Here is a 12,215-nt window from a genome sequence, read left to right as displayed (position 1 = left end):
CATCTCCGGTCGCCTGGCCTCGCAGGGTACGCAATTCCAACTCCGCGCCGGAGCAACCATGCCCATGTCCAGTGCACGTCCAGACAGCCGTGTTTCGCCGATCCGGCGTCGTTCCGGAGCCATGACGGTCGCCTTGGCGATCGTCGTGCTGGGAGGCGGAACAGGCTACGCCCGCGACGGCGGCGTGCCGCAGCGGGCGATGCAGGCCGTGGATGAAGCCAATCCGCTGGTAGGCACCGCGCCGCTGGACCGGCAGTCGCTGATAGGCAATGCGCCGCCGCCTGGCGAGCCGCTGTATTCGGGCATGACGTCGCCGGGTGCGAGTCTGCCGCAAAGCTCGACCGAGGCGACGCCGGTCAACCTCAATGTGGATCTCAGCTATCCCTCCGGCGTCGGCATGTCCTACTACTACCCCAATCCGACGATGATCGGTTTCACCGGCGGCGGCTCGACCTATGGGGGGCAGGCATCGCCGATGATCATGCCGGTGGTGGGCGACTGGACCGTGCCACCCGACTATGCGCAGTCGTACTACGACAAGGCGAGCGAGAAGGCGTCGCCGGGCTACTACGCGGTCGATCTCGCCACGTTCCACACCCGGGTCGAGCTCACGGCGACGCAGCGCACCAGCCTGATGCGCTTTACCTTTCCGGCGAGCCATCGGTCGAACGTCATCATCAACCTGCGCCGCCCCGGCGGCGACGTGGAGGTGGTCGGCGACCACACCATTCGCGGCGTCATAACGGGCGGGCACCCGGAACGCGATTCGGACGGTCCCTGGTTCGTCGCCGAGTTTTCGCGGCCGTTCGCCGGATTCGGCACCTTCCGCGCGAACCATGACCACGAGGGCTACGGTATCGGCGACGCGGACGTGCAGCAGGACCGGCGCACGGTGTCCGGCAGTTACGCCGGCGCTTACGTCACCTTCGACACCAGCGCCGGCGAGCAGGTGCTGGTGAAGATCGCCCACGGCCACAGTGCCGAGGAAGCCGAGCAGCGGCTGCGCGACGAGGAACCAGACTGGAATTTCGAGCGCGTGCACGCCAAGGCGCGCGCGGCGTGGGCGCAATTGCTCGATCGCGTCGAAGTCACCGGCGGTACGCCAAAGCAGCGCATGCTGTTCTACTCGACGCTGTACCACTCCTTCGCCAGCCCGCGGCTGCTTGCGCGCAAGGGCGAGCGCTTCACGGATGCCCGTGGCCAGGTGCAGGTCGCCGACTACGACCACTACGGGCCGGTGCCGTTCTGGGATACCGGTCGCAACCAGATCGTGCTGCTGATGCTGCTCGAACCGAAGGTGGTGCAGGACATCATGCGCTCGGAGCTCGACCGGGCGCGCGAACGCGGCTACATGGACACCTCGTTCCACGGCGACCACGCCGTGTTCCTCTACGACGGCGCATGGCAGCGCGGGATTCCGTTCGACTATGCCGCCGCCTATGCGTATCTGCGCAAGAACGCGACCGATCCCAATGGACCGCGCGGTTACCTCGCCGAATACGTGCAGAACGGCTGGATCTCCGACATCGTGCCGCCGGGCAATCCCAGCCCGCCCTATGCCGGCGGCAAGGCGGGCGTCGCCACCACGCTCGAATACGCCTGGGACGATCATGCATTGGCCGACGTCGCGCGCCGGCTCGGCAAGAAGGACGACGCGCAGGTGTTCCTGCGCCGCGCAGCGAACTACCGCAACGTGTTCGACCCGTCGGTCGGCTTCATGCGCGGCAAGACCGCGGACGGCAAGTGGATCGCGCCGTTCGACCCGGGCGAGCCCTACTACAACTTCATGATGAAGGAGGCCTCGGGCTGGTCCACGCTGTGGCTGGTGCCGCACGACGTTCAAGGCCTGATCGACCTGCTCGGCGGACGCGCCGCGTTCAACGCCAAGCTCGACGCGTTCTTCTCCACGCCCTACACGGCCAAGGGCGTCTGCCGCGACTGCACCGGGCTGATCGGCGAGTACGTGCAGGGCAACCAGCCCGACCAGCAGGCAGCCTACCTGTACGCCTGGAGCGGCCAGCCCTGGAAAACGCAGGCCCTGGTGCGCCGCATCCTCGCCGAGATGTACGGCAGCGACGCCAGCGGCTATGCCTTCCCCGGCATGGACGACCAGGGATCGACCTCGTCGTGGTACGTGCTCAGCGCGATGGGCTTCTACCCGGTCGATCCCTCCAGCCCCGACTACATCCTGGGCAGCCCGATCTTCGACCGGGTGCGCCTGCACATGGGCAACGGCAAGGTGCTCGAGATCGTCGCACGCAACAACTCGGCGCAGAACAAGTACATCCAGTCCGCGACGCTCAACGGCAAGCCATGGCACAAACCCTGGTTCAGCCATGCGGACATCGCCAACGGCGCCACGCTGGTGTTGACGATGGGGCCCGAGCCGAACAAGGCCTGGGGTGCCGATCCGGCCGATGCGCCGCCGTCGATGTCGGCGCACGAGCGTGATCGCCAGTGAGCGGCCGAAGGATCGGGAACAAGGATGAGCGGCGCCGGTCCCTGACGGGCGCGCACCATTTCACCCCATGACCGCAGGCACGCAGCGAAACGTTGATCGGGTTACGGCATGCCTGGCCACACATGCCGCGATATCCGGCACGGCCCCTGGTTTCCATGTCATCCGTTTCTCCGGAGGAGTTGCACCATGCGTCTGCTGCCACGCCTTTTCCTGATTTCCGTGCTTGCGCTCGTCGCCGGTATGGCCAGCGCCACCGGCGCACACGACCTTCGCGTCATGACCTTCAACGTGCGCTACGGCGAGGCGGACGACGGCATCAACGCCTGGCCGCATCGCCGCGACCTGATGGTCCAGGTCATCCAGAAGGAACACCCCGACATCCTGGGTACGCAGGAACTGCTCTCGCCACAGGGCGACTACCTGCAGCAGCACCTGCCCGGCTACACCTGGTTCGGCATGGGCCGCAACGGCAACGAGATCAACGAGAACGACAACGAGCACATGGGCGTCTTCTACGACAAGGCACGCCTGAAAGTGCTCGAGTCCGGCAACTTCTGGTTCTCGGATACGCCGGACAAGCCGGGCAGCAGGAGCTTCGGCCAGCCGCTGCCGCGCATGGTCACCTGGGCGAAATTCCAGGACCGGCGCAGCGGCAGGCAGTTCTACTACTACGACACGCACTTCCCCTACCAGGACGGCAAGAAGGCCGAGGCGATCCGCGAGCGCTGCGCCGCGGAAATCAGGCAGCGCCTGGCGCGGCTGCCCGCGGCGCTGCCCTTCGTCCTGACCGGCGACTTCAACACCACCCCGGACAGCAAGACGCATGCCTCACTGACCCAGGTCCTGCACGATGCACGTGAGTCGGCGCCGCGGCATGAGGGGCCGGAAGGCACCTTCCACGGATTCACCGGCCATGCGACCGATCGCATCGACTGGATCCTCTACCGTGGCGTGAAAGCCGACGACGTGCGCACGATCACGACGCACGACGGCAAGGTCTACCCGTCGGACCATTTCCCCGTGGTCGCCGATTTCAGCTGGTCGGGGAGGGCGCCATCGCGCTGACTTGTATCCAGCGTGCCCGGAAACCACGTAGGAGCGCACCCTGTGCGCGAAGGCTCTTGGTTTCGATCAGGTACCAAGAGCCATCGCGCACAGGGTGCGCTCCTACAAAAGCGGTTGTTGCGTCCTGGCCATGACGCAGGGACGGCCTGGATCGGCCGGCCCCTGCCACGGTCGATCAGGCCAGCTTCTTGTACTTCACGCGATGCGGCCTGGCGGCTTCGTCGCCCAGGCGGCGCTTCTTGTCGGCCTCGTACTCGTTGTAGTTGCCGGGGAAGAACTCCACGTGGGAGTCGCCCTCGAACGCGATGATGTGGGTGGCGATGCGGTCGAGGAACCAGCGGTCGTGCGAGATCACCATCGCGCAGCCGGGGAATTCCAGCATCGCGTCTTCCAGCGCGCGCAGGGTTTCCACGTCGAGGTCGTTGGACGGTTCGTCGAGCAGCAGCACGTTGCCGCCCTGCAGCAGGGTCTTGGCCAGGTGCAGGCGGCCGCGTTCGCCGCCGGAGAGGTTGCCGACAATCTTCTGCTGGTCGGTGCCCTTGAAGTTGAAGCGGCCGATGTAGGCGCGCGACTGGATCTCGAAGCTGCCGATGGTGAGGATGTCCAGGCCGCCGGAGATTTCCTGCCACACGTTGTTCTTGTCGTCGAGCATGCCGCGCGACTGGTCGACGTAGGCCAGCTGCACCGTGTGGCCCAGCTTCACCTCGCCGGAGTCAGGCTGCTCCTTGCCCATGATCATCTTCATCAACGTGGACTTGCCCGCGCCGTTGGGACCGATCACACCCACGATGGCGCCCGGCGGGATCTTGAAGCTGAGGTCGTCGATCAGCAGGCGGTCGCCGAAGGCCTTGGTGACGTTCTTGAACTCGATCACCTCCTGGCCCAGGCGCTCGCCCGGCGGGATGAAGATCTCGTTGGTCTCGTTGCGGCGCTGGTAGTCGACCGAGTTCAGCTCCTCGAAGCGCTTCAGGCGCGCCTTGCCCTTGGACTGGCGGCCCTTGGCGGCCGAGCGCACCCACTCCAGCTCCTTCTCGATCGCCTTCTGGCGCGACTTCTCCTGGTTGGCTTCCTGCTTCAGGCGCGCGTCCTTCTGCTCCAGCCACTCGGTGTAGTTGCCCTTCCACGGGATGCCGCGGCCGCGGTCGAGTTCGAGGATCCACTCGGCGGCGTTGTCGAGGAAGTAGCGGTCATGGGTGACCGCCACCACGGTGCCGGGGTAGTCGTGCAGGAACTGTTCCAGCCAGTCCACCGACTCGGCGTCGAGATGGTTGGTGGGTTCGTCCAGCAGCAGCATGTCGGGTTTGGACAGCAGCAGGCGGCACAGCGCCACGCGACGCTTCTCGCCGCCCGAGAGCGGGCCGATCTTGGCGTCCCACGGCGGCAGGCGCAGCGCGTCGGCGGCCACTTCCAGCTGGCGTTCCAGCGCGTGGGCGTCGTTGGCGGCCAGGATGCCCTCCAGCTTCTCCTGCTCCTTGGCCAGTGCGTCGAAGTCGGCGCCTTCCTCGGCGTAGGCGGCGTAGACCTCTTCCAGGCGCTTCTGCGCGTCGAGGATCACGGACACGCCTTCTTCCACCGCCTCGCGCACGGTCTTCCCGGGATCGAGTTCCGGCTCCTGCGCCAGGTAGCCCACCTTGATGCCCGCCTGCGGGCGCGCCTCGCCCTGGAAGTCGGTATCCACGCCGGCCATGATCTTCAGCACCGTGGACTTGCCCGCACCGTTCAGGCCCAGCAGGCCGATCTTGGCGCCGGGGAAAAAGCTCAGCGAGATGTCCTTGATGATCTGGCGCTTCGGGGGGACGATCTTGCTGACCCCGTTCATGGTGTAGATGTATTGCATGCGTGCTCCTGAAGGCGATCCGCAAGCCGCAGCAGCGGCCGGGCACAGGTAAGGGAATCAAAGACCGCCAATTATCGCCGATAGGGCCTTTCCCCGCCATGGCGGGCGCCCGCAAGCGCCAGACGCCGCGCCCAGGCTGTGCCGTCTCGGGGGGCGACGGAGCAGGGTATGGATGGATCGATGGCAGGGCCGGCGGTCGCGATCATGCGGCTGGATCGGCGGTTTGGACGCTGGGCGCGAACCCGCGGCCGCGTAGCAGCGGGCGCATACGAATTCCTCTGCTTCGGGCTCAAGCAGGCTGCGGCCTGCCTGTTCGGTGGCCTGATGGTGGCCTTGCTGCTGGCCAGCTGGCGCTGGTATCCGCGTGATGCGTGGCTGGCGCGCTACGACTTCCTGACGCTGGCCGCCCTGGCGATCCAGGGTGTCCTGCTGGCTACGAAACTGGAGAGCCGCGAGGAGGCGAGGGTGATCCTGCTGTTCCACGCCGTGGGCACGGCGATGGAGCTGTTCAAGACCGCGGTGGGTTCGTGGAGCTACCCGGAACCCTCGCTGCTGCGGCTGGGCGGCGTGCCGCTGTTCACCGGCTTCATGTACGCGGCGGTCGGCAGCTATATCGCCCGTGCCTGGCGCCTGTTCGACTTCCGTTTCACCCGGCATCCGCCTTTCGCCGCGACCGTGGCGCTGGCTGCGGCGATCTACCTCAATTTCTTCACCCACCACTTCCTGCCGGACGTGCGGCCGGTGCTGTTCGTGGCGGTGGCGTGGCTGTTCGGGCCGTGCCGGATCCACTTCCGCATCCGCCGCGTGCACCGGCGCATGCCGCTGCTGCTGGGCTTCGTGCTGGTGGCGTTGTTCATCTGGCTGGCGGAGAACGTGGGCACCTTCAGCCATGCGTGGTTGTATCCGGCGCAGCGGCATGGCTGGCACATGGTGCCGTTCGGCAAGCTGGGAGCCTGGCTGTTGCTGATGATCATCAGCTACGTGATGGTGTCCGCCCTGCACCGTCGCCATCCGGCGGGCAGTGGCTGCAACCTCCCGGCGGCGTTACAATTTCACGATTCATCCCCGCATGCTCACCCGCAGAGGCCCGAATGTTCCCGAAGGACTGCACGATCGCCGGTTACGATCCCGAACTGGCCCAGGCCATCGCCGACGAAGGGCGGCGCCAGGAAGACCACGTCGAGCTGATCGCCTCGGAGAACTACGCCAGCCCGCGGGTGATGGAAGCGCAGGGCTCCAAGCTCACCAACAAGTATGCGGAAGGCTATCCGGGCAAGCGCTATTACGGCGGCTGCGAGTACGTGGACGTGGCCGAGAAGCTGGCCATCGACCGCGTGAAGCAGCTGTTCGGCGCCGACTACGCCAACGTGCAGCCGCACTCCGGCTCGCAGGCCAACCAGGCGGTGTATTTCGCGCTGTTGCAGCCGGGCGACACCATCCTCGGCATGAGCCTGGCGCACGGCGGCCATCTCACTCACGGCGCCAAGGTCAACCTCAGCGGCAAGATCCTCAACGCCGTGCAGTACGGCGTGGACGCCAACGGCATCGTCGACATGGACGAGGTCGAGCGTCTCGCCGTCGAGCACAAGCCGAAAATGATCGTGGCGGGCTTCAGCGCCTACTCGCAGGTGATGGACTGGGCGCGCTTCCGCGCCATCGCCGACAAGGTCGGCGCCTGGCTGTTCGTGGACATGGCCCACGTCGCTGGCCTCATCGCTGCAGGCGTGTACCCCAGCCCGCTGCCGCACGCACACGTGGTCACCTCCACCACCCACAAGACCCTGCGCGGCCCGCGCGGCGGCATCATCGTCGCCAGCAAGCAGGGCATGGGCGAGGCGAGCGAAGAGATCGAGAAGAAGCTGCAGTCGATCGTCTTCCCCGGCATCCAGGGTGGCCCGCTGATGCACGTGATCGCCGCCAAGGCGGTCGCCTTCAAGGAAGCGCTGGAACCGGCCTTCAAGGACTACCAGGCGCAGGTGGTGAAGAACGCCAAGGCGATGGCCAGGACCATCATCGAGCGCGGCTACAAGATCGTCTCCGGCGGCACCGAGAACCACCTGATGCTGATCGACATGATCGGCAAGGGCGTTACCGGCAAGGACGCGGAGGCCGCGCTGGGCAAGGCGCACATCACGGTCAACAAGAACGCCGTGCCGAACGACCCGCAGAAGCCCTTCGTCACCTCCGGCCTGCGCGTGGGCACGCCCGCGGTCACCACCCGCGGCTACCAGGAGGCCGACTGCGCGGATCTCGCCAACTGGATCTGCGACGTGCTCGACGCGCCGAGCGACGAGGCGGTGATCGCCGCCGTGCGCGCCAAGGTCGAGGCGCAGTGCAAGAAGTACCCGGTGTACGGCTGACCTGCCGGCGTGCACTGCCCCTTCTGTCAGCACGAAGACACCCGCGTGATCGACTCGCGGCTCACGGAGGACGGCGCCACCGTGCGCCGCCGTCGCGAGTGCCCCGCCTGCGGCGAGCGCTTCAACACCTTTGAAACGGCGGAACTCAAGCTGCCGGCGATCGTGAAGAGTGGCGAACGGCGTGAGGCCTTCGACGAACGCAAGCTCAGGGTGAGCTTCGAGCGCGCGCTGCAGAAGCGGCCGGTGGCCAGCCACGATGTGGACAGCTCGGTACGGGAGATCGTCAATGACCTCCGCCGCAGCGGCGAGCGCGAGGTGCCGTCGCGCCAGGTGGGCGAGCTGGTGATGCGCGAGCTGAAGAAGCTCGACCAGGTGGCCTACGTGCGCTTCGCCTCGGTCTACCGCAAGTTCGAGGACGTGCAGGCCTTCCTCGAGGAAATCGCGCGGCTGGAGCACGATCTGCCCGAGCTGGAGAAGCTGCAGCTCTCGCTGCTGGGTGGTGGCGAAGGCGCGGAGTCGCGCCGCCCCCGCAAGGGCTGAACGCGCCTTCCCCCTCTCCCCTCCGGGACGCGGGGAAGGGCCATGGATGGCCCTGTTTTGAGGAGCGAGGAAGAGGGCTGGGGCGAGGGGTCAATCTTGCCTCGACCGGCATTCGAAGCGCACTCCGATGCGACACTATCGCCAGCCCTGTCCCCTCACCTCAGTCCTCCCCCGGAGGGGAGAGGAAGACAAGCATGACCTTCAACGCCTTCGATCATCTGCACATGGCGCATGCCCTGCGTCTGGCCGAACGCGGCCTGTTCACCACCCAACCCAACCCGCGGGTGGGCTGCGTGATCGCGCACGGCGACGAAGTGGTGGGCAGCGGCTGGCACCGGCACGCCGGCGAGCCGCATGCCGAAGTGTTCGCCTTGCGCGAGGCTGGCGAACGCGCCCGTGGCGCCACCGTCTACGCGACGCTGGAGCCTTGTGCCCACCACGGCCGCACGCCGCCCTGCGCGGACGCGCTGGTCGCCGCCGGCGTGGCGCGCGTGGTGGTCGCGGCGGAAGACCCGTTCCCGCAGGTGGCCGGTCGCGGCCTCGGAAAGCTGCGTGCCGCCGGCATCGCCGTGGACACCGGCCTGCTGCGCGACGAAGCGCGCGAACTCAACGTCGGTTTTTTCAGCCGCCTCGAGCGTGGCCGTCCCTTCGTGCGGGTGAAGCTGGCGATGAGCCTGGACGGCCGTACCGCGTTGGCCAGCGGAGAATCGAAATGGATCACCGGCGAGGCTGCCCGTGCCGACGTGCAGCGTTGGCGCGCGCGTTCGAGCGCCATCCTCACCGGCAGCGGCACCGTGCTGGCGGACGACCCGCGCCTCACTGTGCGGTTGGGTGAGGGAAGGGACCGTGCGGAAGCCCTCCACGTTGCAGGGGAAGGCTGCGTTGCCCCTTTGCGCGTAATCCTCGACCGCCAGCTGCGCACGCCTGCCGGCAGCCACGTGCTGGACGGTACTGTCACCACGCTGCTGCTGCACGGTGCGGAAGCGATCGCGGCCGGCGAACACTTCGCCTGCGTCGAACGCGTCGTGGCGGCCGAGCGCGACGGCGCGCTCGATCTTCCCGCCGTGCTCGCCCTGCTGGCCGAGCGCGGCTGCAACGAGCTGCACGTGGAGGCCGGCCCCACGCTGTGCGGTGCACTGTTTGCTGCCGGTCTGGCCGACGAGCTGCTGCTGTACGTTGCCCCGGTGCTGCTGGGCGACGCGGCGCGCCCCTTGCTGGCGCTGCCGCCGCTGGCGGACATGGCTTCGCGCTGGCGCCTGCGCCTGTGCGACCAGCGCATGCTGGGGCAAGACTTGCGCCTGCGCCTGCGCCCGAGCCCGATCCATTGACCTGGCGTCGCCCTGGATGGACACCGCGTTTCGCCGGCGGCCAAGGCCGGTGTCGGCGAAGGTGCTAGACTGCGCCCGCCGGTTCCACCGGCACTGCACGACGTCTTCAGGGCGGGGTGAAATTCCCCACCGGCGGTAGGTGTCCAGGAGGACACGAGCCCGCGAGCGCCTTTGCCGCACGGCGAAGGGTCAGCAGATCCGGTCCGATGCCGGAGCCGACGGTCAGGTCTCCCCGGTTCGCCGGGGGCGGCTCACAGTCCGGATGAAAGAAGACGGTTCGACGCGTGGCCATGCCGCGCGGCGGCCTCATGCCTTGGGGCGTTCTCGCTACCACCATGCGGAGAACGTTTCATGATCGCCATCAATGCAAGCAAGACGATTGGGAGCCTGGTCGGCAGAAGCCGTCCGGGCTGCAAAGCCCGCCAGGCGGTCCATGTTTCCGCCGCTTCCTGGCCGATAGCGATGGCTGTGGGCCGGCGAATCGTCGAAAACCGGTCCTCGCTCGGCGAGCTTTTCGCCTCGAACGCTTCAACCGTCCAGGCTCCCAGCTCCCGCCGGGAGGTGCGCTGATGTTCACCGGCATCATCCAGTCCGTAGGCCGCATCGCGCGGCTCGAACCCCGCGGCGGCGATCTGCGCCTGCATGTCGACACCGCCGATCTCGATCTTGCCGACGTGCAGCTGGGCGACTCGATCGCCGTGTCCGGCGTGTGCCTCACGGCGGTGACGCTGGAGGCGCGCGGATTCGCCGCCGACGTTTCCAACGAGACGCTCTCGCTCACCACCCTGGGCAAGCTCAAGGCAGGCGACGCGGTGAACCTGGAGAAAGCCTTGCGCCTCGCCGATCGCCTGGGCGGACACCTGGTCTCCGGCCATGTCGACGGCCTGGGCAAGGTGGTCTCGGTAATCCCCGATGCGCGTTCGCAACGCTGGATCTTCGAAGTGCCGGCGAACCTGGCGCGCTACATCGCCGCCAAGGGCTCGGTGTGCATCGACGGCACCAGCCTCACCGTCAACGAAGTCGCCGGCAACCGCTTCGGCGTGAACCTGATCCCGCACACCGTCGAGCGCACGACCTTCCACGCGAAGCGCGCGGGCGATGCGGTGAACATCGAGGTGGACGTGATCGCGCGCTACGTCGAGCGGCTGATCGGCAACGGCGAGGCGCCGAAACTCGACGAGGCCTTTCTCAAGCAGCACGGCTTCGCCTGACATGGAGCCCCTCCCCCTTTGGACGCGGGGAAGGGCCATGGATGGCCCTGCCTTGAGGAGCGAGGAGGAGGGGATGGGGTGAGGGTTCGGGCAGGGCGCCATGCTCCGCTCCGCCCTAACCCTCATCCGCCCCTTCGGGGCACCTTCTCCCAAAAGGAGAAGGAAACCTTTGATGGACATACCCATGAGCTTCAACACCATTCCCGAGATCCTCGACGACATCCGCGCCGGCCGCATGGTCGTGATCCTCGACGACGAGGATCGCGAGAACGAGGGCGACATCGTGATGGCCGCGCAGATGGTGCGGCCGGAGGACGTGAACTTCATGGTGCGCGAGGCGCGCGGCCTGCTGTGCCTGACGCTCACCGAGCAGCGCACGCGCCAACTCGGCCTGCGCCCGATGGTCAGCGACAATACCTCGCCCTACCACACCAACTTCACCGTCTCGATCGAGGCGGCCGAGGGCGTCACCACCGGCATCTCGGCGCACGACCGCGCGCGCACCATCCAGGTGGCGGTGAAGAGCGATGCCAAGCCGCAGGACCTCTCCCAGCCCGGCCACATCTTCCCGCTCACTGCACAGCCGGGCGGCGTGCTCACCCGCGCCGGCCATACCGAGGCAGGTTGCGACCTCGCCGCGCTGGCGGGGCTGGAGCCGGCGGCGGTGCTGATCGAGATCCTGCACGAAGACGGCTCGATGGCGCGTCGCCCCGAGCTGGAGGTGTTCGCGCAGAAGCATGGTTTGAAGATCGGCACCATCGCCGACCTGATCCGCTACCGGCTGGAAACCGAGAAGACAGTCCAGCGCGTGCACGAGGAGGATGTCGAGACCGAGTTCGGTCCGTTCCGGCTGATGGCTTACCGCGATGCGATCCGCCGCGGCCTGCACTACGCACTGGTGCGCGGCAGGGTGGACGACGGTGCGCCGGTGCTCAGTCGCGTGCACGTGCGCAACACCTTGTCCGACGTGCTGCACCTCAAGCGCGACGACCTCGGCCTCACCGTCACCAGCGCGCTGCGTCGCATCGCCGACGAGGACCGTGGCGTGCTGCTGGTGCTCTCCGGCGAGGACACGCCCGAGGCGCTGCTGGCCCGGCTCAAGGGTCAGCCCGCAACGCTGGCGCCGGAGGATGCGCAGCAGCAGGAGTGGCGTCAGCTCGGCCTCGGTGCGCAGATGCTGGCCGATCTGGGTGTGCACAAGCTGCGCGTGCTGGGCACGCCGCGCAAGCTGGTGGGCCTGGCCGGCTTCGGCCTGGAAGTCGTCGAATACGTGTCGTGACATCGCAGGACCGACCGTAGGAGCGGCTTCAGCCGCGACCGGTCGCAAATCGCGGCTGAAGCCGCTCCTACGCCGTTCTACGCCGCTCCCGCGGCCTGTTTTTGCCATGCCCGGGACTGGCGTTGCACGCATAA

10 protein-coding genes and 1 riboswitch are annotated in these 12,215 nt (G+C 67.3%); of the genes, 9 read left to right on the top strand and 1 reads right to left on the bottom strand.

Annotated elements, in window-relative coordinates; genetic code table 11:
• The first annotated feature begins 121 nt into the window (after window positions 1–121).
• Window positions 122–2,461 carry a GH92 family glycosyl hydrolase gene (locus ABQJ54_RS05425; RefSeq protein WP_367853245.1) on the top strand — a complete coding sequence of 780 codons (2,340 nt, stop codon included), beginning with the start codon at window positions 122–124 and terminating at the stop codon, window positions 2,459–2,461.
• 186 nt (window positions 2,462–2,647) lie between these two features.
• Window positions 2,648–3,526, top strand: coding sequence for an endonuclease/exonuclease/phosphatase family protein (locus ABQJ54_RS05420; RefSeq protein WP_367853244.1), 879 nt, complete (start codon window positions 2,648–2,650; stop codon window positions 3,524–3,526).
• Window positions 3,527–3,701: 175 nt separating this feature from the next.
• On the opposite strand, the gene ettA is transcribed toward ABQJ54_RS05420, so the two are convergent.
• A complete protein-coding gene (gene ettA, locus ABQJ54_RS05415; RefSeq protein ID WP_367853243.1) occupies window positions 3,702–5,363 on the bottom strand; it encodes an energy-dependent translational throttle protein EttA in 1,662 nt (553 codons plus the stop codon).
• 168 nt (window positions 5,364–5,531) lie between these two features.
• Here ettA and ABQJ54_RS05410 point away from each other — a divergent pair, with 168 nt between their 5' ends.
• The 7 genes from ABQJ54_RS05410 (at window position 5,532) to ribBA (ending at window position 12,081) form a co-directional block, all read left to right on the top strand.
• The gene (locus tag ABQJ54_RS05410) at window positions 5,532–6,551 is read left to right on the top strand and encodes a DUF817 domain-containing protein (protein WP_367853242.1); all 1,020 of its coding nucleotides are present in this window, start codon (window positions 5,532–5,534) and stop codon (window positions 6,549–6,551) included.
• Complete coding sequence (gene glyA / locus ABQJ54_RS05405; RefSeq protein ID WP_367853241.1) at window positions 6,455–7,723, top strand: serine hydroxymethyltransferase; 1,269 nt, start codon at window positions 6,455–6,457, stop codon at window positions 7,721–7,723. Before ABQJ54_RS05410 ends, glyA begins: the two co-directional genes overlap by 97 nt.
• Window positions 7,724–7,732: 9 nt before the next feature.
• Complete coding sequence (gene nrdR / locus ABQJ54_RS05400) at window positions 7,733–8,263, top strand: transcriptional regulator NrdR (protein ID WP_367853240.1); 531 nt, start codon at window positions 7,733–7,735, stop codon at window positions 8,261–8,263.
• A 194-nt stretch (window positions 8,264–8,457) separates the two neighbouring features.
• A complete protein-coding gene (gene ribD / locus ABQJ54_RS05395; protein WP_367853239.1) occupies window positions 8,458–9,591 on the top strand; it encodes a bifunctional diaminohydroxyphosphoribosylaminopyrimidine deaminase/5-amino-6-(5-phosphoribosylamino)uracil reductase RibD in 1,134 nt (377 codons plus the stop codon).
• A 98-nt stretch (window positions 9,592–9,689) separates the two neighbouring features.
• A riboswitch (FMN riboswitch) is annotated at window positions 9,690–9,869 on the top strand.
• Window positions 9,870–9,942: 73 nt separating this feature from the next.
• On the top strand, window positions 9,943–10,161 hold the full coding sequence (locus ABQJ54_RS05390; protein WP_367853238.1) for a hypothetical protein: 219 nt from the start codon (window positions 9,943–9,945) through the stop codon (window positions 10,159–10,161).
• Window positions 10,161–10,802, top strand: a complete 642-nt coding sequence (locus tag ABQJ54_RS05385) for a riboflavin synthase (RefSeq protein ID WP_367853237.1) — start codon at window positions 10,161–10,163, stop codon at window positions 10,800–10,802. The genes ABQJ54_RS05390 and ABQJ54_RS05385 overlap by 1 nt, the downstream gene beginning before the upstream one ends.
• 184 nt (window positions 10,803–10,986) lie before the next feature.
• Window positions 10,987–12,081, top strand: a complete 1,095-nt coding sequence (gene ribBA, locus ABQJ54_RS05380; RefSeq protein WP_367853572.1) for a bifunctional 3,4-dihydroxy-2-butanone-4-phosphate synthase/GTP cyclohydrolase II — start codon at window positions 10,987–10,989, stop codon at window positions 12,079–12,081.
• Window positions 12,082–12,215: the final 134 nt, after the last annotated feature.

Origin of the sequence: Rhodanobacter lycopersici, from assembly GCF_040812335.1 — a bacterium.
Taxonomy (GTDB): Bacteria; Pseudomonadota; Gammaproteobacteria; order Xanthomonadales; family Rhodanobacteraceae; genus Rhodanobacter_A; species Rhodanobacter_A lycopersici.
Note: the sequence above shows the minus strand (reverse complement) of the source record. Positions and strands in the feature narration are given on the sequence as shown.

What these genes read in the sequence shown, in the direction of transcription:
- ABQJ54_RS05425 (WP_367853245.1), top strand. Translation starts at nt 122, where the DNA reads ATGACGGTCGCCTTGGCGATCGTCGTGCTGGGAGGCGGAACAGGCTAC.
- ABQJ54_RS05420 (WP_367853244.1), top strand. Translation starts at nt 2,648, where the DNA reads ATGCGTCTGCTGCCACGCCTTTTCCTGATTTCCGTGCTTGCGCTCGTC.
- ettA (WP_367853243.1), bottom strand. Translation starts at nt 5,363, where the DNA reads ATGCAATACATCTACACCATGAACGGGGTCAGCAAGATCGTCCCCCCG.
- ABQJ54_RS05410 (WP_367853242.1), top strand. Translation starts at nt 5,532, where the DNA reads ATGGATGGATCGATGGCAGGGCCGGCGGTCGCGATCATGCGGCTGGAT.
- glyA (WP_367853241.1), top strand. Translation starts at nt 6,455, where the DNA reads ATGTTCCCGAAGGACTGCACGATCGCCGGTTACGATCCCGAACTGGCC.
- ribD (WP_367853239.1), top strand. Translation starts at nt 8,458, where the DNA reads ATGACCTTCAACGCCTTCGATCATCTGCACATGGCGCATGCCCTGCGT.
- ABQJ54_RS05390 (WP_367853238.1), top strand. Translation starts at nt 9,943, where the DNA reads ATGATCGCCATCAATGCAAGCAAGACGATTGGGAGCCTGGTCGGCAGA.
- ABQJ54_RS05385 (WP_367853237.1), top strand. Translation starts at nt 10,161, where the DNA reads ATGTTCACCGGCATCATCCAGTCCGTAGGCCGCATCGCGCGGCTCGAA.
- ribBA (WP_367853572.1), top strand. Translation starts at nt 10,987, where the DNA reads ATGAGCTTCAACACCATTCCCGAGATCCTCGACGACATCCGCGCCGGC.